This is a genomic window from Acidobacteriota bacterium (genome assembly GCA_030697165.1).
GTDB lineage: Bacteria > Acidobacteriota > Vicinamibacteria > Vicinamibacterales > UBA2999 > 12-FULL-67-14b.
The window spans coordinates 114,402-137,401 of record JAUYQQ010000008.1 but is presented as its reverse complement, the minus strand read 5'-3'; the positions used below and the strand labels follow the sequence as shown (position 1 = coordinate 137,401).

Annotated in this window: 17 protein-coding genes; 12 read left to right on the top strand and 5 right to left on the bottom strand. The window is 65.3% G+C overall.

Annotated features, from left to right (window positions below):
- Positions 1-153: 153 nt before the first annotated feature.
- Both Q8T13_06890 and Q8T13_06885 read left to right on the top strand, forming a co-directional pair.
- A complete protein-coding gene (locus Q8T13_06890; protein ID MDP3717475.1) occupies positions 154-2,034 on the top strand; it encodes a M61 family peptidase in 1,881 nt (626 codons plus the stop codon).
- Positions 2,010-2,405, top strand: coding sequence for a rhodanese-like domain-containing protein (locus Q8T13_06885; protein MDP3717474.1), 396 nt, complete (start codon positions 2,010-2,012; stop codon positions 2,403-2,405). The genes Q8T13_06890 and Q8T13_06885 overlap by 25 nt, the downstream gene beginning before the upstream one ends.
- A gap of 63 nt (positions 2,406-2,468) precedes the next feature.
- Here the strand turns inward: Q8T13_06885 and Q8T13_06880 are convergent, their stop codons facing one another.
- Genes Q8T13_06880 through Q8T13_06870 form a run of 3 tightly spaced genes read right to left on the bottom strand, consistent with a single transcriptional unit; the run spans position 2,469 to position 5,602 of the window.
- Positions 2,469-3,209: a hypothetical protein gene (locus tag Q8T13_06880; protein MDP3717473.1), complete on the bottom strand. Its 741-nt coding sequence runs from the start codon at positions 3,207-3,209 to the stop codon at positions 2,469-2,471.
- A complete protein-coding gene (locus Q8T13_06875; GenBank protein ID MDP3717472.1) occupies positions 3,206-3,361 on the bottom strand; it encodes a hypothetical protein in 156 nt (51 codons plus the stop codon). Before Q8T13_06875 ends, Q8T13_06880 begins: the two co-directional genes overlap by 4 nt.
- Before the next feature lie 6 nt (positions 3,362-3,367).
- On the bottom strand, positions 3,368-5,602 hold the full coding sequence (locus Q8T13_06870; GenBank protein ID MDP3717471.1) for a cbb3-type cytochrome c oxidase subunit I: 2,235 nt from the start codon (positions 5,600-5,602) through the stop codon (positions 3,368-3,370).
- A 59-nt stretch (positions 5,603-5,661) separates the two neighbouring features.
- On the opposite strand from Q8T13_06870, the gene Q8T13_06865 reads away from it, so the two are divergent.
- The 6 genes from Q8T13_06865 to Q8T13_06840 all read left to right on the top strand — a co-directional run bounded on the left by Q8T13_06865 (position 5,662) and on the right by Q8T13_06840 (position 14,763).
- Positions 5,662-7,461: a PDZ domain-containing protein gene (locus Q8T13_06865; protein ID MDP3717470.1), complete on the top strand. Its 1,800-nt coding sequence runs from the start codon at positions 5,662-5,664 to the stop codon at positions 7,459-7,461.
- Positions 7,462-7,575: 114 nt separating this feature from the next.
- On the top strand, positions 7,576-10,137 hold the full coding sequence (locus Q8T13_06860; protein ID MDP3717469.1) for a DUF5916 domain-containing protein: 2,562 nt from the start codon (positions 7,576-7,578) through the stop codon (positions 10,135-10,137).
- 165 nt (positions 10,138-10,302) lie between these two features.
- Positions 10,303-12,948, top strand: a complete 2,646-nt coding sequence (locus Q8T13_06855) for a protein kinase (protein MDP3717468.1) — start codon at positions 10,303-10,305, stop codon at positions 12,946-12,948.
- Positions 12,949-13,055: 107 nt separating this feature from the next.
- The gene (locus tag Q8T13_06850; GenBank protein ID MDP3717467.1) at positions 13,056-13,310 is read left to right on the top strand and encodes a cory-CC-star protein; all 255 of its coding nucleotides are present in this window, start codon (positions 13,056-13,058) and stop codon (positions 13,308-13,310) included.
- A gap of 2 nt (positions 13,311-13,312) precedes the next feature.
- Positions 13,313-14,245, top strand: coding sequence for an ArsA family ATPase (locus Q8T13_06845; GenBank protein MDP3717466.1), 933 nt, complete (start codon positions 13,313-13,315; stop codon positions 14,243-14,245).
- Entirely contained in the window at positions 14,242-14,763 is a 522-nt protein-coding gene (locus Q8T13_06840) for a DinB family protein (GenBank protein MDP3717465.1), read from the top strand. The genes Q8T13_06845 and Q8T13_06840 overlap by 4 nt, the downstream gene beginning before the upstream one ends.
- A 65-nt stretch (positions 14,764-14,828) precedes the next feature.
- On the opposite strand, the gene Q8T13_06835 is transcribed toward Q8T13_06840, so the two are convergent.
- Positions 14,829-17,300 carry a penicillin acylase family protein gene (locus tag Q8T13_06835; protein ID MDP3717464.1) on the bottom strand — a complete coding sequence of 824 codons (2,472 nt, stop codon included), beginning with the start codon at positions 17,298-17,300 and terminating at the stop codon, positions 14,829-14,831.
- A 22-nt stretch (positions 17,301-17,322) separates the two neighbouring features.
- Here Q8T13_06835 and argH point away from each other — a divergent pair, with 22 nt between their 5' ends.
- Together argH and Q8T13_06825 are read left to right on the top strand one after the other, a co-directional pair.
- On the top strand, positions 17,323-18,777 hold the full coding sequence (gene argH / locus Q8T13_06830) for an argininosuccinate lyase (protein ID MDP3717463.1): 1,455 nt from the start codon (positions 17,323-17,325) through the stop codon (positions 18,775-18,777).
- Between the two features lie 91 nt (positions 18,778-18,868).
- Entirely contained in the window at positions 18,869-20,593 is a 1,725-nt protein-coding gene (locus Q8T13_06825) for a sodium:solute symporter (protein ID MDP3717462.1), read from the top strand.
- Between the two features lie 167 nt (positions 20,594-20,760).
- On the opposite strand, the gene Q8T13_06820 is transcribed toward Q8T13_06825, so the two are convergent.
- Complete coding sequence (locus Q8T13_06820) at positions 20,761-21,057, bottom strand: YciI family protein (GenBank protein MDP3717461.1); 297 nt, start codon at positions 21,055-21,057, stop codon at positions 20,761-20,763.
- A gap of 172 nt (positions 21,058-21,229) precedes the next feature.
- Here Q8T13_06820 and Q8T13_06815 point away from each other — a divergent pair, with 172 nt between their 5' ends.
- Positions 21,230-21,481: a hypothetical protein gene (locus Q8T13_06815; GenBank protein MDP3717460.1), complete on the top strand. Its 252-nt coding sequence runs from the start codon at positions 21,230-21,232 to the stop codon at positions 21,479-21,481.
- A gap of 119 nt (positions 21,482-21,600) precedes the next feature.
- The gene (locus tag Q8T13_06810; GenBank protein MDP3717459.1) at positions 21,601-22,998 is read left to right on the top strand and encodes an MBL fold metallo-hydrolase; all 1,398 of its coding nucleotides are present in this window, start codon (positions 21,601-21,603) and stop codon (positions 22,996-22,998) included.
- Positions 22,999-23,000 lie beyond the last annotated feature (2 nt).

Sequence of the window (23,000 nt, the reverse complement as noted above, 5' to 3'; positions counted from 1 at the left end):
CCACAGAGGACACAGAGACACAGAGGACACGGCACCGTCAGACCGGTCGCCGGCCGTAGGCCGGCCCCCAACGACTCTGCCACTGTCCACCGGCCTGTCTTCTCTGTGCCCTCTGTGAACTCTGTGGCCAAGGTTCGTGGCATGCTAAGCGGAATGGCGAAACGGTTTCTCGCAGTCATCGTCCTCCTCCTGATCAGCTCGACCGCGTGGGCGCAGGCGCCGGTTGAATACACGCTGTCGTTCCCAACCCCCGAGCATCGCTGGATGCAGGTGGAAGTGAAGTTTCCTGCAGTGCCGGCCGGCGTGCTGCAGGTGCGGATGGCGCGCACCTCGCCCGGTCGCTACGCGCTCCACGAGTTTGCGAAGAACGTGTTCGACGTAGCGGTGGTGAACGGCAAGGGCCAGCCGCTGGCGGCGGCGCGGCCCGATCCGCACCAGTGGGACATCGCCGGCCACGACGGCACGGTGGTGGTGACCTACAAGGTGTTCGGCGACCGCACCGACGGCACCTACCTGGGCATCGACTCGATGCACGCCCACATCAACATTCCCGCAGCGCTGATGTTCGCGCGCGGCTGGTTCGAGCGTCCCGCACGTGTCACATTCGTGCAGCCCCCCGGTAAGACCTGGAAAGTCGCGACGCAGCTGTTTCCGACGCCCGACCCGCTGGTCTTCACCGCGCCCAATATCCACTACCTGATGGACAGCCCCACCGACTTCAGCGCCTTCACCTTGCGTGAGTTCACGGTCGACGATGGGCAGAAGCGCGCGGGACCGCCGCCGACCTTTCGCATTGCCCTGACTCACGATGGCAGCGAGGCCGAGGCCGACGCCTTCGCCCGCGACGTCGAGTTGATCGTCCGCGAGACCATTCCGATCTTCGGCGAGTTGCCGCAGTTCGAGACCAATACCTATACGTTCCTGAGCACCTACCTGCCGTGGGCCAGCGGCGATGGCATGGAGCATCGCAACAGCACGTCGCTGACGAGCTCGGGCGCGTTGCGCAACCCCGGGCAGCGGCAAGGCATTCTCGGCACGGTCTCGCACGAGTTCTTCCACGCCTGGAACATGGAGCGCCTGCGCTCGGCCGGCGTCGAGCCGTTCGATTTCGAGCAGGCCGACATGAGCGACGACCTGTGGCTGGGCGAGGGCTTCACCAGTTACTTCGACAGCCTGATCCTGCATCGCGCCGGCCTGTTGCCGCTCGAGGGGCTGCTCGGCGAACTTGCCGGATCGATCAATGCCGTGACGCTTGGACCCGGCCGCCGGTTCCGCGGCCCAATCGAGATGAGCCGGATGGCGCCGTTCGTGGACGCTGCGGCATCGATCGATCGCACGGCCTTTCCGAACCTCTTCATCTCGTATTACACCTACGGGTCGGTGATCGGGCTGGGCCTCGACCTGTCGCTGCGCGACCGTTCGAATGCGCAAGTGACGGCCGATCACTACATGAAGGGGCTCTGGGCGCAGTTTGGCCGTCCTGGGCAGAAGGAGCCCGGGAAGGTGAGCACGCCCTACACCATCGACGGCCTGAAGGAATCGCTCGCCAAGGTTGCCGGCGACCGTGGGTTCGCCAACGACTTCTTCAGCAAGTACGTCGAAGGCCGCGAGGTGGTGGATTTCCCGCGCCTGTTCGCGCGCGCCGGGCTGGTGATGCGGAAACGGGCGGCCGGCAAGGCGTTCGCCGGCCAGGTGCAGTTGCAGGCCGGCGGCAGCGCCCTGCGCGTCGGCGGGCTGGTCCCCATGGAATCGCCGCTCTACCAGGCCGGGGTCGCGCAGGATGATCAGATCGTCAACCTGGGCGGCGTTGACCTGACCTCGATGGCCGCCTTCGAGCAGGCCCTGGCGCAGCAGAAACCAGGCGTCGCGGCGCCGCTGCGCTACGTGCGCCGCAGCGGAGAAGTCGTCAACGGCAGCATCACCCTCGAGGAAGACCCACGCATCGAGATCGTGACCCTCGAGTCAACGGGCGGCACGCTGACCGACGATCAGCGGAGGTTCAGGGCGTCATGGCTCAACTCGCAAAGACGGTAGTTGCGTTCGTTCTGTTGGCCGGCGTCACGGTCTCAGCACAGGCGATTCGCAACGTACCGCGCATCACGATTGACGAGCTCAAGGTCTTGATGGAGCAGAAGGCGGTCGTCGTGCTCGATGTCCGCGACCCCGGCGCGTTTGCCAAGGGCCGCATTCCCGGCGCCGTCAACATCGACTACACCCAGATTCTTGCCAGGGGCGCGCAGTTCGCCGGCGAGACGCGGACGATCGTCGCCTACTGCGCCTGCACCAACGAGATGACCGCCGCCCGCGCGTCGGTCGATCTGGCCGCGAAAGGCATTCCCGGCGCCAAGGCGCTCAAGGGCGGCTGGGATGAGTGGGTGGCCCGCAATGAGCCCATCGAGAAATAACTGAAACTGACACTGAAACTACCAACTTAAACTTTCAACCTTCAACTCTTTAACTTTCAACTCTCACCGCGCGAGCCGCGCCTGCTCATCTTTCATCCACGCCTCCCACCCCTCGGCGGTGACGACGTGAAGTTCGCCGCGCATGCGGTAGTGGCCAAGCCCGCATAGTTGCGAGCAGGCAATCTCCCAATCCCCCGTCATGGTCGGCGTGAACCATGTCCTGGTGGTCATGCCCGGCACGGCGTCCTGCTTCACGCGCATCTCGTTCAGCGTAAAGCTGTGGATCACGTCGCGGCTGGTCAACTGGATCACGGCCGTGCGATCCACCGGCAGCGTGAGGATGTTGAGCAGGCCGATGTCGTCGCCGGCGGCCGCGTCCGTGCGATCGATGCCGAGCGGGTTCGAGGCACTGATCAGTGCGTTGTCGGTCCTGCCGAACACGCCGTCGGGTCCCGGGTAGTGGATGTTCCAGGCGAACTGCTCGCTGGTGATGCGCACCTCGATCGGCGTCACGCCCGCAGGCGGTGGCGACATGCGCGATGACCACGCTGGCAGGGCCTGGGTCGTCAGGATCAACACCTCGCCGAGGATCACGGCGCCGATGGCGATGAATGGCCACCGCCCGCGGACGCCGGTGGCGCGCGGCTCCGGGTTGGCGCCGCTGCGGAACCTGATCAGGATGATCACGAACAGTGCCAGCCAGGCCGTGAAGATCACGAGCATGTGCCAGTGAATGCCGAGCAGCACGGCATCGAGCATCCCCGCGTGAGCCGAGGCGGCGGCCGGCAGCCAGCGCTCGATCACGGGTTCCTCTCGCGCAGCACCCACAGCCGCCACGCGAACCTGGCGAGTGCGAGGACCACCACCGCGGTGACGAGCACCAGCGTGCCGACGCCGGCGCGGACGCCGGCCGCGATGGCCGCGCTTTCAGACGGTCCGCACAGCGGGCAGCTCACGATCGGTTACCCCACATAGAAACCGCCGACCATGATCAGCCACAGCAGGGACAGGAAAATCCAGTAGCGATGCGTGGCTTCGAGGCGTGCCTGCCAGCGCGCGGGGTCGTCGGCCTTGATGCGAACGCCCGGTCCCGCCATCCACCCGGTGAACACCGCGCCGGCGAAGACAAAAGCGCCGTGTACCGCGGTGAGCGTGAACCAAAGGGCCAGTTGCAGGCTGGCTGATGGGATCAGCCCTTTGCGCATCATCAGCAGGGCATTCAGCAGCGTCACCCAGACGAATGCCAGTGCCAGCGCGTGAGCGGCGATTAGTCGGATGCGTGGCGATCCGAATGCCGCCGCGGCGCCCAGCAGCAGCGCGGTTGCTACCCACGGATACGGCGCGAGCGGGTCCGGCCACTCGAGCGATCCGGCGCGGAGCATGACATACGCCGAAAACAGCGACCCGAAGAACATGGTGCACGAGGCGAGGAAGAGCCAGTTCCCCAACGCCGATGACGACGTGCCGGTGTCGGGCCGAATCACAGCCGCAGATTTTCCGGTCGTCACAGCCGCAGATTCTCCGGTCGTCACAGCCGCAGATTTTCCGGTCGTCACAGCCGCGGAGTGTCCGGTCGTCACAGCCGCAGAGTTCTCGGTCGTCACAGCCGCAGATTGAGCAGGGGATTCAGATACCCACTCTCTGGTGCTGGCATCCCACGGGTTATCGACGCATCGAGCCGTCTTGCGGCTGCTGATCCACAGGTTCCAAAGGAAGGGCAGTTGGAAGACACCCAGTAGCACTGCGGCGTAGGTCATGTGCGTTTGCCACATCAGCGTTGGCTGCGCATGCGCGTAGCTGGCGCCGGCGTCGTAGAGGCGTCGGTTTACGCCCATCAGGCCGACCACGAACATCGGCATGAAGATCAGGTTCATGCAGACGAACGATCCCCAGAAGTGAACCTGTCCCAGCCGCTCGTTGAGCATGCGGCCGGTGATCCGCGGGAACCAGTGGTAGATGCCGGCAAAGAGCGCAAACACCGTGCCCGGCCCGACCAGGTAGTGGAAGTGGGCGACGACGTAGTAGGTGTCGTGCAGCGTGACATCGCTGGCGGCGAGGCCGAGCGGCAGGCCGGTAAGACCGCCGATGCCGAACATCGGCAGGAACGCGAGCGCGAACAGCATGGGCGTGGTGAAGCGGATCGAGCCGCCCCACAACGACATCACCAGCGACGAGATCAGGATCACCGACGGGATCGAGATGATCATCGTCGTCACCTGGAAGAACAGGCTGAGCGTCGTGCCCATGCCGCTCAGGAACATGTGATGGGCCCACACCACCATCGACATGCCGCCCATGAACAGCACCGCGGCGACCATGAGGCCGTAGCCCCACAGCGGCCGTCGCGCGTTGACGGTGATCACCTCGGCGACGATGCCCATAGCGGGCAGGATCAGGACGTAGACCTCGGGATGGGCGAGGAACCAGAACAGGTGTTGCCAGAGCAGCGGATTGCCGCCGCCCACCACCCCCTCGAGCGGCACGCCGCCAATCACCAGCCCCGACGGCATGAAGAAGCTGGTGCCGGCGACGCGGTCCATCAGCTGGAACACGGCTGCTGCCTGCAGCGCGGGGAAGGCGAGCAGCAGCAACAATGCGGTCACCAGTTGCGACCACACGAAGAACGGCAGCCTCATCCAGGTCATGCCGGGCGCGCGGCCCTGGACGATCGTCACCAGCATGTTGATGGCGCCGAGCGTGGACGACAGGCCGAGCAGGATGATGCCGACGAGCCAGAAGTTCTGGCCGGCCGTGGCGATGACCGCCAGCGGCGCGTACGACGTCCAGCCCGAGTTGGCCGCGCCGCCCTCGACGAAGAAGCTCGCGAGCATGACCAGGCCGCCCACGAGATACAGCCAGTAGCTGAGCGCGCTTAGTCGCGGGAATGCGACCGCGTTCGCGCCAATCTGCAGCGGGACGAAATAGGTGCCGAACGCCGATGCGGCCAGCGGCACCACGGCGAGAAACACCATCACCGACCCGTGCATGGCGACGAGCTGGTTGTAGAACTCGGGCAGCATGATGCCACCGGGCGCATTGGCCTCGCCCAGCATGGGCGAGAGCCACGCCGGCAGCGGCTGGCTCGGCCAGGCCAGTTGCCAGCGCATGAGGATCATCAGGAGGAACCCGACCAGGAGGAAGAAAAGGGCGGTCAGGCCATACTGCAGCCCCACCGTCTTGTGGTCGGTCCAGCGCACGGAGGGATTGTACCGGCTTAGGGGCCTAAGGGCTTAAGGGCTTGTACAATATCGGGACCATGAAGCGCACGATCCTTGCCATTGTCTCGGTGATCCTGCTGGTCCTCACCACCTCCGGATCGCTCAGCGCGCAGGCGCTGGAGCCGATTCGCTACACGCTGCGCTTTCCTGCGCCGCACACGCACTACTTCGAGGTGGAAGCGGCGATCCCGACCGCGGGCCGGCCCGAGGTCGAGGTCTACATGGCGACCTGGACGCCGGGGTCATACCTGCTGCGCGAGTACCAACGCCACGTCGAGGCGGTGACCGCAGTGGCCGGCAGCAACCCGCTGGCGGTGGAGAAGTCGAGCAAGAACCGCTGGAAGATCCAGACCGCGGGCGCGCGATCCGTCACGCTGCGCTACCGCGTGTACGGCCGGGAGATGACGGTGCGCAACAACTGGGTGGAGGCCGGGTTCGCCATGTTGAACGGCGCACCGACCTTCATCACGCTGGTCGAACGCGCGGCGCGACCGCACGAGGTGCGAGTCGAGCTGGCCCCCACCTGGAAGAGTGTGCAGACGGCACTGCTGCCGGTCGGCGGCGCGCCCAACACGTTTCGCGCCGAAGACTTCGACACGCTGGTCGATAGCCCGATCATCATCGGCAGCCCGGTGACCCGCGAGTTCACCGTGGATGGCAAGAAGCACGTGCTGGTGCTCGAAGGCGATCCGTCGCTGTTTGACGCGGATCGCGCCGCCGCCGACGTCAAGAAGATCGTCGAGGCGGGGCGCGACGTGATGGGACCGCTGCCCTATCCGCACTACTACATGCTGAACATGGTGGTCGAAGCCGGCGGCGGCCTCGAGCACAAGAACAGCTTCCTGACCATGTCGGGCCGCTACACCACGCGCAACCATCGCGCCTACATGGGGTGGCTGGGCCTGGTGGCGCACGAGCACTTCCACGCCTGGAACATCAAGCGCCTGCGCCCGGTGGAGCTGGGGCCGTTCGATTACGAGAACGAGAACTACGTCAAGACGCTGTGGGTCGCCGAGGGCTTCACCGACTACTACGCGGAGGTGTTGCCGCGCCGCGCCGGGTTGGCGACCCGAGACGAGTTTCTTGATGGCCTGTCGGATGCGATCGAGGCGGTGCAGACCACGCCGGGCCGCCTGGTGACGCCGGTGGACATGTCGTCGTACGACACCTGGATCAAGCAGTATCGTCCCGACGAGAACACCGCCAACACCAGCGTGAACTACTACCCGAAGGGCGCGGTGATCGCGTTCCTGCTGGATGCGAAGATCCGCAAGTCGAGCAACGCCGCGCGCACGCTCGACACCGGCATGCAGTGGGCCATGCAGCGCTACTCCGGCGACAAGGGCTTCACCCCCGGCCAGTTCTACCAGGTGATGAGCGAGGCTGCGGGGACCGACTTGAGGGGCTGGTTCGCCTCGGCAGCCGAGTCGACCGACGAACTGGACTACCGCGAAGCGCTCGACTACTTCGGCCTGCGCTTCCGCCCGGTTGACACGCGTAGTGCCCGCGCGTTCATCGGCGGCGGCACCCGCAACGACGCCGGCCGGCTGGTCGTGACTTCAGTTCGCCGCGGCACGCCCGCGATCGACGCGGGCTTGAACGTGGATGACGAAATCCTGGCGATCGATGACGTGCGCGTTCGCGCCGACGGGCTGGCCGCCCGCCTCGAGCTCTACAAGCCGGGCGACAAGATCTCGGTGCTCGTGGCCCGACGCGACAAGTTGACCCGGCTCGAGGTCACGCTGGGCGCCGATCCGGGCCGCCCGTGGCGTCTCGAAGTTTCGCCCACGGCCACCGCCGAGCAGCGGGCGCGGCTGATGGCGTGGACCGGGCAGTAACCGTTACTTTTCGCTGAATCGGGAGCGTTTCCTGGGTTCGAAGGCCACCCAGGAGACGCCAGCCCGACCCGCCCCCAACCTTTCCATCTCCAATTCCGTCTATTCCACGTGGTTATGCAATTCATGCGTGGCGGCCTGTGCGCCGCTCTTGTCCTTCTCGTCCCCACGTTCGCAACGGCCGCCAACGAGCGGCGCGTCACGCTGGCGATCGAAGCCGTCGCTGTCCCCGCGAATGGCCCCATCCTCGTGGACGGCAAGCTGAACGAAGAGATCTGGCAGCAGGCGCCCGTGATCAACGAGTTCGTGCAGCGCGAACCGGCCGAGGGCGAGGCGCCGACCATGCGCACCGAAGCCCGCGTGGCGTACGACGCGGATGCGGTATACGTGGCGGTCCGTGCCTTCGACACCGACGCGAGCCGGCTCGTCGGCATCCTGACCCGCCGCGATCAGCGCTCACCGTCGGACTGGATCCGCATTGTCATCGACTCGTACTTCGACAAGCGCTCGGCCTACGAGTTTGGCGTCAACCCGGTCGGCGTGAAGTCCGACCGCTACTACTTCAACGACGGCCAGAGCGACGAGAGCTGGGACGCGGTCTGGGATGTCGAGATCACCAGGGATGGCGACGGCTGGAGCGCCGAGTTCCGGATTCCGTTCTCGCAGCTGCGCTTCAATGTGCTCTCGGGCGGCCCGGTCGGGTTCGCGGTGATTCGCGAGGTCGGCCGGCTCGCCGAGACGTCCAGCTGGCCGCTGCTGTCGCGTAACGCCAACGGCTTCGTGTCGCAGTTCGGCGAGATGCGCGGCTTGAAGACGGTCGGCACGCCGAACAAGTTCGAGCTGCTGCCCTACAGCGTTGGCAAGCTTGAGACCCAGGCCGTATCCGGGAACGACCCACTCAACCGGTCGGTCGATCCTGGCGCCACGGTGGGCCTCGACATGAAGTACGCGGTCACGCCGGGCCTGACCTTGACCGCCACGGCGAACCCAGACTTTGGCCAGGTCGAAGCCGACCCGGCCGTGGTGAACCTCGATGCCTTTGAAACGTTCTTCCCCGAGCGGCGGCCCTTCTTCGTCGAAGGGTCCGGCACGTTCCGTTTCAACATGGACTGCAACGACGGCAGCTGCACCGGGCTCTTCTACTCGCGGCGCATCGGCCGTGCGCCGCAGGGGTCGGCGAATGCCGGGGAAGGTGAATTCTCGAAGGCGCCGGGCGCGGCCACGATCATTGGTGCCGGCAAGCTGACGGGCCGTCTCGCCGGGTTCTCGCTCGGCGCGCTGACGGCGGTGACTGCCCGTGAAGATGCCGAGATAGCGGGCGCTGACTCGGTGGGCTACCGCAGCCAGACCGTGGAACCGCTCAGCAGCTTCACGGTGTTGCGTGCGCGCAAGGAGTACGCGAACCAGTCGTCGCTCGGGCTGATGACCACCGCGACGATCCGCCAGAACGATGCTCATACCTCGTTCCTGTCCGACAACGCGCTGGCGACCGGCCTCGACTACGACTTCCGGTTGTCACGGATGTACAGCATCAGTGGCTACCTGGCCGGCACCCGCATCGAAGGCAGTCCGGAATCGATCACGCGACTGCAGCAGAACACTGTTCACGGCTATCAGCGTCCCGATGCCGATTATGTCGAGGTCGATGCCGCGGCGACGACCCTGCGGGGCCATGCCGGCGCCATTGGGTTCGGCAAGATTTCGGGCGAGCGTACGCGGTTCAACTCGAACTTCGGCTACAAGAGCCCTGGTTTCGACAGCAACGACCTGGGCTTCCTGCGGCGCGCCGACGAGAAGACGGTAAGCAACTGGTTCCAGTGGCGCAACTTCACACCCGGCAAGTACGTGCGGACGCGCAATTTCAACCTGAACCAGTACGCGGCCTGGAACTTTGGTGGCGATCGGTTGTATTCGGGCATCAACCTCAACTCGCACTGGACGTTCACTAACTTCTTCAGCATCGGCGGCGGCTACAACATCGACGCGGCGCCGTTCCGCGACCGCGTGACCCGTGGCGGACCGGGCGTGCTCGGCAATCCCGGCAACAGCGTCTGGTATTACGCCAACACCGACAACCGCAAGGACTTGTCGTTCTATTACAACGGCGACTTCGGCGGCGACCGCCTTGGTTCGTCCCGCTACGGCTTCAGTCCTGGATTCAACTGGCGCGCCTCTTCGTCGATGTCGCTCAGCATGGGCGTGCGCTACAGCGTGAACCACGATCAGTCGCAGTGGGTCAGAAACTCGACCCTGGAGAGCGGCGCGACCCGTTACCTGTTCGCCCGGATCGACCAGAAGACCGTATCGATCAACACGCGTTTCAACTACACGATGACGCCGACCCTGTCGCTGCAGGTGTATGCGGAGCCGTTCGTGTCGGCCGGCGATTACTCCAATTTCAAGGAACTGGTTGACGGCCGCGCGCCCGAGTACGGCGACCGCTACCGCCCGGTCGAACACACCGGCAATCCGGACTTCAACATCCGCTCGTTCCGCACGACCAACGTGCTGCGGTGGGAGTACAAGCCCGGCTCGGCGCTGTTCGTGGTGTGGCAGGCGGGCAAGCAGGGCTACGAGAACGTCGGTGACTTCCGCTTCGGCCGCGACTTCAGCGGCGTGTTCTCGGCGCCGTCGCACAACACGTTTCTCGTAAAGTTTTCTTACTGGTTGAATATGTAAGAAAACTTCTTGCCGGGAGGGCACTCCTTGTCGGGAAGGCACTCCTCGACGGGAGGGCACCTCTTGTCGGGACCGCAGGAGCACCTCCCGACCAGCCGTCCCCTCCCGACGAGTGGCGCGCTCGCGTCAGGATCAGCAGAGCTATAATCTCGCCACCTCATCCTGATGGCGCTTCCACCAAGCTCCCGGATCGGCGCCTACGAGATCCTCGGCCTGCTCGGCGAGGGTGGTATGGGCCAGGTGTATCGGGCGACCGACACCAACCTCAAGCGCCAGGTCGCGCTCAAGGTGCTGCCAGACTCGGTGGCCGGCGACGCGGAACGGCTGGCGCGTTTCCAGCGCGAAGCTGAGGTCCTCGCGGCCCTGAATCATCCGCACATCGCGGCGATTTATGGTTTGGAGCGGTCCGGCTCCACGACTGCGCTCGTGATGGAACTGGTCGAGGGTGAAGACCTTTCCGAGCGAATCGCGCGCGGCGCCATTGCTCTTGATGACGCGCTGCCGCTCGCGAGGCAGATCGCCGAGGCGCTCGAAGCCGCCCACGGGCAGGGGATCATCCACCGCGATCTCAAGCCTGCAAACATCAAGGTGCGCACCGACGGCACCGTGAAGGTGCTCGACTTCGGCTTGGCCAAGGCAATGGACCCGCCGGGCTCGTCGACCGCGAATGCGATGAACTCCCCGACCTTGTCGATCCACGCGACGCAGGCGGGGATGATCCTCGGCACCGCCGCCTACATGTCACCCGAGCAGGCCCGCGGCGCCATCGTCGACAAGCGCGCCGACATCTGGGCGTTCGGCGTCGTGCTCTACGAAATGCTGACCGGGCAGCGACTGTTTGATGGTGAGACGGTATCCGACACGCTGGCGAGTGTGCTGAAGACCGACGTTGACTGGTCGCGGCTGCCGAACGAAACGCCGGCGTCGGTTCGTCGTCTGCTGCGCCATTGCCTCGCGCGCGATCGCAAGCAGCGGCTGCAGGACATCGGTGATGCGCGCCTCGAGCTCAGCGAGGGTGGCGCTCATGATGTCGTTGCCCTGTCCCCGTCGGCCCCGGTGCGCACACCGTGGCTACGCCTGGTGGCAACCTTTGTTGCCGGCGCGGCAGTGACGTTCGCGGGCGGCGCCGCGTGGATGACCAGTAGCGCGCCGACCGCAGCCCAGGACAGTGATCGGGCATACACGTTCCTGATCACGCCGGCCGACGGCGTGGCCCTGGAAGACCCGCCGAACTTCGCCGTGTCGCCAAACGGCCGCAGTATCCTGCTCAGGGGTTTCGACCAGGGCATCGCGTACTGGTACGTCAAAGACCTGGCGACCGGCACACTACGCCGCCTCAGCAGCACCCAAGGCGCGACGGGCTGGGCCGCCTGGTCGCCCGACAGCGATTGGATTGTGTTTGCCCGCCAGTCCACTCTCCACAAGCTCGCCATTGACGACACCCGGCTGGAAGCCATGTCGAATCGGGGCGCCGCTTTCGGCGGAGTTAGTTGGTCGCCTTCCGGGGAACTTCTGCGCGTGACAGACGGCCGCCTGATCGCCATTCGCGCACCGGGTGCGCCGGCGCACACTGTGATTGAAGCCAGCGAGACGTTGCGTTTGCTGCAGTGGCCCTGGGCGCTGCCCGATGGGAAGCAGTTACTGATCGGCGAGGCCAGTGATCCGACGGGCGACATCTTCATAGCCAAACTTGATGGTTCCGAACCACCCCGCGCCCTGGAGAAGGGAAGTCAACCCGCCTTCGCGGCGCCGAACTGGCTCCTCGCCGTGCGGGGGCAGCAGTTACTTGCCTGGCAGTTCGACCCGGTTGGTGCCGTCGTCGAGGGACCGCCGAAGGTGATCAGTAGCGGGATACGGACGCGCGGCGGTCTTGGCGGTCGCCTGTTCTCGGCATCCCAGACCGGCGTGCTGGCCGTGCGCAACGATGCGGCCAGCGAGGTCACGCAGCTCACGTGGTTCGACCGGCGCGGAACAGAGGGTGCCCAACTCAAGCTCACCCGCCATTGCCGGAATCCAGAGCTCTCGCGCGACTACCGGCGAGTGGCGATGGAGTGTTACGAGGGCGCCACCCGCGACATCTGGCTGTACGACCTCGCTCGCGACGCGGTGTCCCGATTCACGACGGACCCTGCCGACGATTCAGACCCGGTGTGGTCGCCCGACGGCAGGACCCTCGTCTTCTCCTCGAACCGGAAAGGTGCCGCGGATGTGTTTCGCAAGAGCCTTGGCGGTGCGACCAGCGAGGAGCTGATGATGGAAACGCCAGGCAGCACGCCGGTGATGGCCTGGTCGCCTGACGGCAAGAGCATTGTCGTGCTCGAGGGTGGCACACAAGACCTGATCGGCTACGAAGCTGGGGCAAGCCTGACGCCCACGCCGATTGTGGCGGATGCATTCACATCGCTCGAACTGCAGTTCTCGCCGGATGGGCGTTTCATTTCATACAGTTCCGATGAATCCGGCCGGGCCGAGATCTACGTGCAGCCGTGGCCGCAGACTGGCGAGAAGTGGCAGGTGTCCACCGATGGGGCGACCGATGGCCGCTGGCGCGCCGACGGCAGAGAGCTGTTTTTCCTCAGCCCCACGCGCGAGCTGATGGCGGTCTCCATCGATGCCGCAAAGGGGTTCCGGGCCGGCACGCCAATTCGTTTGTTTCAGACAGCGGTGGCGGGACCGCTCGGGAGCGGCCATCGTTTTCCCTACGCGGTGTCCGCCGATGGCCAGCGGTTCCTAATCTACGTCAACGACCGCAACGCGCCGCCGCCGTCGATTTCCGTCATCGTCAACTGGCCGGCGCTGCTCAAGAAGTAGCCGGGATCGAGCGGCGGCTCCCGACGGGATGTGCCCTCCCGACAGGAAGTTCCCTCCCGACCAGTGATGCCCTCCCGTCCGGAACCGTCCGAGACTATGATCGGTCTGTGTCCATCCGCCAGAACATCGCCGACTTCTTCCACGGCGCCGCCTATGGCTCGTACGAGCGGGAGCTGCGGATGCAGGCCGCGGAACTGAACGACATGTTCCTGCTGCTCTGCTACATGGAAGTGGTCGGCCTCCCGAATCCGGCCACGCTGTACCTGCTGGACGTCTATCCGTACCTGCTCGAGCAGTTCCACCTGTGGCACAAGCGCATGGGCATGGACCGTTCGCCGCTCGGCAACCTGCCCTGTTGCTAGCGATGCGCCACCTCCTCGAGAAGAAGGTCCTGTTCTTCGGCGGCAAGGGCGGCGTCGGCAAGACGACCTGCGCGTCGGCGACGGCGCTGGCGGCGAGTCATGCCGGCAAGCGCGTGCTGCTGGTGTCCACCGATCCGGCGCATTCGACCTCCGACATCTTCGAACGCAAGATCGGTCCCGAGCCGGTGGAGCTGCTGCCGAACCTGTGGGGCCTGGAGATTGACGGCGCGATCGAATCGCAACGCTATGTCGCCCACGTCAAGGAAAACATCCAGGGGCTGTTCGGCCATCACATCCTGAAGGAAGCGAACAAGCAGATCGACCTGGCCGCGAGCATGCCCGGTGCCGAGGAGATGGCGCTGTTCGATCGCATCGGCGGATTGATCCGCGGCGAAGACACCCGGTTCGACCTGATCGTGTTTGATACCGCGCCGACCGGACACACGCTGCGGCTGATTCGCATGCCCGAGTTGATGGAGGCGTGGATCCGCGCGCTGTCGCGCTCGCGGCAGGCCATGCTCGGCATCGAGCAGGACGACAAGACCGACCCGGTGATGATCTCGCTGACCGGGCGCCTCGAAGGCCTGCGCGAGTTCCGGGCGCGGCTGCTGAGCCCCCGCATCAGCGCCTTCATGCTGGTGCTCGTTGCCGAGCGCCTGCCGATCGAAGAGACCGCCCGTGCGATCGAACAGTTGACCGAAGCCGGCGTCACCATTGGCGGCCTGGTCGTGAACCGCATTCTGCCGGCCACGAGCCCGGATCCGTTCCTGCAGTCGCGTCACGCGCAGGAAGTGATCTACCTCGACGAGATCGACCGCCGTTTCGCAAAACTGTCGCGCGTGAAGGTGCCGCAGTTACCTTCCGACGTCCACGGCATCAAAACACTGGAAACCTTGTCACAGATCCTCGTCCCCAACGGAGCACTCTCCCGATGATCATCCCTCGCCCGGCCGAAAATGAGTTCGCGCCCTTCTATGCCAGTTATGTCGCCAAGGTCGGCGATCGCGGCCCGCTGGCGTTCCTGAACGCCCAGGTGACCGAGTTCGAGCGGATCCGCGGCCTGGCCGACGCCAAGGGCGACCACCGCTATGCCGAAGGCAAGTGGAGCGTGAAGGAACTACTGGGTCACCTGGCCGACGCCGAGCGCGTGTTTGCCTATCGGCTGCTGCGCATTGCCCGCGCCGACCAGACGCCCCTGGCCGGCTTCGATGAAAACGCCTGGGCCGAGGTGGCGCCCCACGGCCGGCGCACGCTGGTCGAGGTCGTGGACGACCTGATTGCCGTCCGCCGTGCCACGATCACGCTGGTCGAATCGCTCGACGCCACCGCGCTTGGCAATGTCGGCGTGGCCAACAACAACCCGGTCTCCGCCCGCGCCATCTGCTGGATCATCGCCGGCCACGCCCAGCATCACCTGGGCATCCTGCAAGACCGCTACTCCGTCGGGATTTGATTCAAACAGGAGATCAAGAGTTCAGGAGGAACCCAATTCTTTCTCTTTGTCTCCTGATCTCCTGTTTATTCTCTTTGGGCGCCGGGCGTCGCTGGGGTAAGCCGGGTGACGCCCTTGGTTACTGACTCAACCTTCGTGCGCGAGTAGGCGACGGGGAAGTACGAGCCCTGCGCCCACAGTTCAAACAGATCTCGGTAGTGCGGGCTGTCGGGATCGCCCGACTGTCCCGGGGTATTGATGCCCACGGAGTTGTCCCAGTCGTCCGTGTCGGCGATGATCTTGAGCGACCCGCCAGCGGTCTGGTTGTCGCCGGCGCCCGTCGCGCTCACCGTCATGCTGTCGCCGCCCCTGGGCAGCGGACCAACTTCAAGCCTGGCGCGCGTGGCGGCGTTGACCGCTGCCGACAACGGGTGCGTGAGCCGCGCGTGGTGATACCGCTCCTGTCCGTACTGCCAGCCCTGCATGTCGGGACCGAACCGCTTCGTGAGTTCCGCGACGGCTTCATCCATGCTGCGTGCGACCAGCGCGTCCCGGCCGGCGATGGGGTTGGGGCCAAAGCGGCCATCGGGCGCGTGCAGCCAGTCAATCATCCGCTTGGTCGCGACCGGCGTGATGCCCGCCTTGCGGAGTGCCTCCGGCACGACCACGTCGCGCGTGTTGGCGAGGATTCGCCGCTGCCACATCGCGTAGACGCCGGCGGCGGTTGAATCCTGGTCGAGGACGAAGTCCCAGTTCGCCAGCAGGTCGCGCGCCTTCGCGCTCGCAGGATTCGACAGCGCCACGCGCATCAACAGCGGTGTCAGCGCACGAGCCACGACCGACAGATCGTCGTTTTGCAACCGCGCCATCTCCGGAATGGTGAAGAGCCGGCCTGACCCAAGCACTTCGGTGATGCGCGAGGCGCGGAACGCATCGGCCCAGTTGGTGACGTGCAGCAGATCCTTGTAGGGATAGGTCTCGGGCAGCAGGTAGTTATTGGCCGTGGCAATGAAGCCGCGCGACGGATTGGTCTCGGACGGCAGCGCCTTGATCGGCAGGTAGCCATCCCATTCGTACCGGCCATCACCCGGAACCGGCAGCACGCCGCTCCAGTTGCGGCGGATTGGCTGGATGCCCGACGCCTGCCAGCCGATCGTGCCGCTGCGATCCGCCCACACCATGTTCTCCGAGGGCATCTGGTTGTGGCTGCACGCCTCGAGGAACTCCTCCCAGTTGCGGGCCTGGTTCATGCGGAGGCTGGCCAGGTAGGGCGCGCTGCCCGGTTCCATCCAGCCCGCGCGCAGGGCGTAGGCCTTGCGGTTGGCGCGGTCTTCGAACACCACGGGACCGTGGCGCGTGTACTTCAACTGCACGGCTTCGGGCTTCGCGCCCTTCACGGGAATGGTGTCGGCGATCACCCGCATGGGCTCCCAGCCGCCCTTGTATCGATACTCGTTGGCATTGGCGGGGTTGGTGTCGTACACGTAGAGGTCCTCCGTGTCCTGGCCGAAGATCGTGAGGCCCCACGCGCCATGTTCGTTGTGGCCAATCGACACGCCGGGCAGTACGGGCTCGCCACCGCCGATTACGTTCCAGCCCGGGGCCACCAGGTGCACCCAGTAGCGCAGCGACGGCGCCGCGACCACCCGGTGCGGATCGTTGGCCATGATCGGCCTGGTGCTGACGGTCTTCGATCCCGACACGACCCAGTTGTTGGACCCGATGTCGCGCGGATCGGCCTCGAGCGAAAGCGGGCCGGCCGGGTCAGCGGCAATCGGGTTCGGCAGGCCACCCGCGACCTGCGCTGATCCTCGAAACTCCGGCAAAACATCTTCGGGCTGGAACTGAATGGCGGTGCGAAACGCGGTGTAGAGCTCCAGCACGTTGTCGGGAAACGTTTTCGGGTCGATGGCGGCGTCGAGTTCGAAACGGGGATTGCCGCCCTGGAAGTACATGAGCGCGCGGGTCTCGTCGATGCCAATTGCCTTGATCGCGCGCATCGATCGCGCTTCTTCGCCGGCATTCGCCGCCAGCGCCTGGTGGCGCGAGATCACCGCCGCGGGGGTCCAGCGGCCCGGCGTGATGCCGAGCATCCGGAACTCCATCGGCAGGAGCGCCGCGTTCTGTTCGGTCTCGGCGATGTAGGCATTGACGCCCCGCACATACGACTCGACGATCGTCTTGCCGCGTGGGTGATACCGGTTCAGCTCATCGTCCAGGTCGCCACGAAACATGTGGAGGCGGGCGCCCTGGTCGCGCCGCGCCTCGCGTGGCCCCAGGATTTCGGCGACGGTGCCGGTTGCCTGGCGGCGCCACATCTCGAACTGGAACAGCCGGTCCTTAGCCGCCGCGTAACCTTGAGCGAAGAAGAGATCGGCTTCGTTCTGGGCATAGATGTGATTGATGCCCCAGTGATCGCGCAGGATCTCCACCGGTTGGCTGAGTCCCATGACCTGGATGCTGGTGACCGGCCGCTGGGCCGAGGTGGGGGTGCTCCCGGCCGAGGTCAGGGCCAGTATCAGGAATAGCGCGCCGGCGAGGGGGCGTCGTGGCTTCATGACCCGCAATATACTGCTAGTAATGAGATTTGCCCCCGAGTACGTCGCCAACGTACTCAACGAGAACTTCGAGGACGCCAAGGAGCTGCTGCTCACGCCCTTGATGTCGATCAACTACGCCCACCTGGTGATGCTCACCGAGCAGGGCATCATTACAAACGAAGACGCCCGCTCGCTGCGCACCGCGCTCGACGGGATTTCGGTCGACCGCGTGCGCCAGGTGCTGTACGACGGCACCTACGAAGACCTGTTCTTCTACATCGAACGGCTGATCAAGCAGTCGTGCGACGAGGATGTCGCCGGCCGCCTGCACACCGCCCGCAGCCGCAACGACATCGACATGACGATGTACCGGATTCGGCAGCGCGAGTTCATCGCGGCGGTGGCGTCGGCGACGCTGGACCTGCGCGACGCGCTGCTGGCGCTGGCCGAACGCCACACGCACACCGTCTACGGCGCGCACACGCACACCCAGCCGGCCCAGCCCTCGACCATTGCGCATTACCTGCTGGCCGTGATCGAGCAGCTCGAGCGCGACACCACGCGGCTGGCGGCGGCGTTCGAGTCCACCAACCGCAATCCGCTCGGTGCCTGCGCCATTACCGGCACCGGCTTCCCGATCGATCGCACCCGCACCAGCGAACTGCTGGGCTTCAGCGGGCCGACCGGCAACACCTACGGCAGCATTGCCACGGTCGATTACCTGCTCGAAAGCGTGTCGGCCACGAGCACGCTCATCGTCGGCCTCGGCCGCGTCGTCCAGGACCTGCTGCTGTGGTGCACGATGGAGTTCGGCTACCTGCGCCTGAGCGACGGGTTCGTGCAGGGCAGCAGCATCATGCCGCAGAAGCGCAACCCCGTGGCGCTCGAGCACGCGCGGGCCATTGGCAGCAAGGCGGTGGGCCAGGCGCAGGCGATCGTGACCACCGTCCACAACACCCCATTTGGCGACATCGTTGACACCGAAGACGACCTGCAGCCGCTGGTGGCGTCGATGTTCGGCGATGCGATCCGCATGGTCACGCTGGTCGCGGCGGCCATGCGGCTGGCCGACTTCAACGTGGAACAGCTGGCGTCGCGCGCCGCGCATGGCGGCACGACCATGACCGAGCTGGCCGACACGCTGGTCCGGGATCACGACCTGCCATTCAGCTCGGCGCACGCCATTGCCGCGTTGCTGCTCAAGGCGTTCACCGAGGATCCGGGGGTCTCGCTGTCGGCGGCGCTGGGCAGCGCGTCGAGCGCCATTCTGGGGCGGCGGCTCGAATACACTGAGGCTGACCTGCAGAAGGTGTTGAGCCCGGCGCATTTCGTGAACGTGCGCAAGACCTACGGCGGTCCGGCGCCCGAAGAGGCCGGCCGGGCCATTGGCGCGTCGCGGCGGCTGCTCGACACCGATCGCGAGAGCTGGGTCCTTCGGCGCGAGGCGCTCGACCGCGCCGACGCCAATCTCAAGGCACGGGTACAGCAGCTGTGACAGCGATGGGCAAGACTTACATCAAGGTGACAGTGGTCTGGGTCGTCACCTTGACGGTCCTCTACCTTTTCCAGGCGTACTTCACCCGCTGATGTCGGCCCTCGACTGGACCATCATCGCCGTCTATCTCTCGTGGATCGTCTGGGACGGCATTCGCCTCAGCAAGAACACCAACGAGATCGAGGGCTACTTCCTCGCCAGCCGCAGCCTGCCGTGGTGGGCGGTAGGGTTGTCGGTGATGGCGACGCAGCTGTCGGCCATCACGATGATCGGCACCACCGGCCAGGGGTATGCCGTGGGCATGGGGCTGCTGCAGCAGTACTACGCCCTGCCGATCGCGATGATCATCATCGCCGTGACGTTCGTGCCGTTCTTTCACCACGCACGGATTTTCACCGCCTACGAGTTTCTGGAGCGGCGCTTCGACGCCAAGACCCGTTCGTTCACCGCCCTGCTGTTCCTGTTCTCGCGCGGCATGGCGACCGGTGTCGTGATCTCGGCCCCGGCGGTGGTCCTGTCAGTGATGCTGGGCCTCGACGTCACGACCACCTGTCTGCTGCTGGCGCTGCCGACCGCGGTCTACACCATGCTGGGCGGCGTGCAGGCCGTGGCCTGGACCGACGTCAAACAGATGTACCTGATCGTGTTTGGCCTGACCGCGGCCTGCATCGCCCTGATGATGGGGTTGCCCGACAACGTCAGCGTCGGCGAGGCACTGCACATTGCCGGCACCACCGGCCGCCTGCAGGTGTTTGATTTCTCGACCGACCCGAGCGCACGCTACACCTTCTGGACCGGCACGATCGGCGCCATGTTCTTGTTCCTCTCGTACTTCGGCACCGACCAGAGCCAGGTGCAGCGCTACCTCACCGCCAAGTCGATCGATGACGCGCGCACGTCGCTGTTCATGAGCGCCTACTGGAAGATCCCGCTGCAGGCGCTGGTCATGATCATCGGCGTGTTCATGTTCCTGTTCTACATCTTCACACCGCCGCCCATGCTGTTCAACCGCGCCCACGATCAGCGCGTGCGGGAGAGCGCCCGGGCCGGCGAGTACGTGGCCATCGAACAGAGGTTCGGCGAGGCCGTGGCCGCGCGCAAGGCGGCGGCCGAACAACTGGCGGTCGCCCAGCGGTCCGGCGATGCTGCTGCGAAGACGGCGCAGGCGGCGGCGTTCAACGCCGAAGAGCAGCGGGTGTTGGGCGTGCGGGCCGAGGCGGTCGCGCTGGTGAAAGCGGTGTCAGGCGATTCGTCGTACAACGACATCAACTATGTCTTCCCGACATTCGTCGTCAACCACCTGCCGATTGGCCTGATCGGCCTGCTGATGGCGGCGATCTTCGCCGCCGCGATGTCAACCGTCGCGGGCGAGTTGTCGGCGCTCTCGACGTCCACCGTGATCGACTTCTATCGCCGCTGGGTGAGAGACGATGGCGATCAGAAGCATTTGTTGTGGGTGTCGAAGCTGGCCACGTTGTTCTGGGCGGTGTTTGCGTCGGTCGTCGCCATCTGGGCGTCGGAACTCGGATCGCTGATCGAGGTGGTCAACCGCTTCGGATCCTTCTTCTATGGATCGATCCTGGGCGTGTTCCTGCTGGCGATTGGGTGGAAGCGCGCCAACTCGACCGGCGCCTTCGTGGGCCTGCTCACGGGCATGGGCGTGGTGGGATGGGTCACTGTTAACACCACGATCGCGTTCCTGTGGCACAACCTGATCGGCGCGGTGGTGGTGTTCGTGACCGGGATGATCGTGAGCGAGCTGACCGGCCCGCGCCGGCCGCAGTCGGCCGTGCGAGAGCCCGCCGGCAAGGCCTGATGGCCAGCCGCCCAATTCTCATCGCCCTGGTGGCCGTGGTCGCGCTGATGGTCGCGTCCTGGGCGCTCGGCGAATGGATCCGTCAGCGCAAAGACAAGTAGCCAGATGCCAGTATCCAGATGCCAGGAAGACATGAGCTCTTCTGGCTTCTGGCTACTGGCTACTGGCTACTGAATACTGTCCAAACCCTCTTTCCCAATCACCACATTCCACGCCAGCAGTTCGTACTGCGCCACGCCTGCCTGGTAGTACGGGTCGGCGTCGCGGATGGCGTCGAGCGCCTGCTGCGGGTTGTCGTCCGGCACGCGGACCAGGAACATGCCGCCGAAGCGGGGTTCATGCGGGCCGCCCGCGAGCATGACGCCGTCTTCCCTCAGCTTCCGCTGGAACGCGCGGTGGGCTTCCTGGTGGACGAGCACTTCTTCAATCGGGCGGCGGTAGCGGACGATCACCATTCCATACATATGCGAAACAGGATACTTCAGTCCCACGAACGGACACTTTCAGTGGCCGCCAGAATCGACGTAATCCTGTAACACACATAGATACAGCGATTTACCGGATCGACACTCGTTGGTACGGTCCTCGCTTTATGGTGGGATCAGGTCCGCCTAAAGGCGGACACCACATTGGACCATGCCGTTTACGAACGCCGCCACCGACCGCCGCCGCGAGCTGCCAAAGAGCCGCTTCTGGGGGCGTGTGTTCAGCACCGTCAGCGTCGGCGCCGTCGTGTTGGCGCCGGTCGCGGCGCTCGCGTTGTGGTTGCTCGTCAGCGACCCGGTCACGGCGGCCGCGGTGATGGAACGCGGTGATCTGCTGCCCGTGCTCGAGTCCCTGCTCAAGATGATCGGCCGGGCCATCACCGTGGTGATGAACGTACTTTAACCACAGAGGACACAGAGGACACAAAGTTAAGTCTTTTGAATGCGATCAGGCTTCGAACCGGCCGCATTTTGAAGAATTGGCTCTGCGTCCTCTGTGTCCTCTGTGGCTATGATACGGCTATGCCCTCGCTCACATTTCTTGGGGCCGCCCGAACGGTGACCGGTTCCAAGCACCTCCTCGAGATCGACGGACGGCGAATCCTTTTCGACTGCGGCCTGTTCCAGGGCCTCAAGGAATTGCGGCTGCGCAACTGGTCGCCCTTGTCGGTTCCGCCCGGCTCGATTGACGCCGTGGTCCTCACCCACGCTCACATCGACCACTCCGGCTGGTTGCCGCGGCTGGTCGCGCAAGGCTTCAAGGGTCCGATCCACTGCACCGAAGGCACCGCCGATATCTGCAAGCTGGTATTGCCGGACGCTGCGCACATCCAGGAAGAGGACGCGAAGTTCGCCAACAAGCGCGGCTACTCCAAGCATCACCCGGCCATGCCGCTGTACACCAAGGACGATGCCGCCGAAGCGCTGTCGCGGCTGACGACCAAGCCCTTCCGGCAGAAGTTTTCGGTCGCCCCTGGCATCGCCGCCGAGTTCATCAACGCCGGCCACCTGCTGGGTTCAGCCTATGTGCATGTGACTCGCAGCAGGCAACCCCAAGAAGGGGCTGCCTCCACCAGCACGGGCGGCATCCTGTTTGGGGGCGACCTGGGCCGCTACGGACGGCCGGTACTGCCCGATCCCTCACCGGGGGTCGAAGCCGATGTCCTGCTGGTCGAGTCCACCTACGGCAATCGCCTCCACCCAGTGGACGACGATGGCGAGGAACTCGCGAAGATTGTGGCTGATACGTTTGCGCGGCGCGGCAAGCTGATCATCCCGGCCTTCGCGATCGGCCGGGTCGAGGAGTTGCTCTACTGGCTGTTCCGGCTCGAAGACCAGAAGCGCGTGCCGGTGATGCCGATCTACGTGGACAGCCCCATGGCCATCAAGGGCATTGATTACTACCAGAGGCACGCGAAAGATCTGGATCCCGGCATCGAGTTTGTCGGCCGCCACCTCCAGCGGTTCACCGCCACCGCCTCGGCGCAGGACTCGAAAGACCTGGTCCAGAACGACGACCCCGCCATCATCATTGCCTCGAGCGGCATGGCCACTGGTGGCCGCGTGGTTCATCATCTCTTTGCCGGGTTGGGCGACCCGCGCAACACCGTGCTGTTCGTCGGCTTCCAGGCCGCCGGCACGCGCGGACGCGTGATGATCGAAGGCGCGCGTTACGTGAAGATGTACGGGCAGGAGGTACCTGTCAAGGCGCGCATCGCCAAGATCAACGGCATGTCGTCGCATGCCGACGCGGCGGAGATCATCAAGTGGCTGCGCACGTTCCCGCGCGCGCCGAAGGTCACCTACCTGGTGCACGGCGAGCCGCCGGCGCAAGAGGCGTTGAAGACCCGGATCGAGAACGAGCTCTCGTGGAACGTCGAGATTCCGTCTCACGGCCAGACCGTCGCCCTCCCGCTCTGATC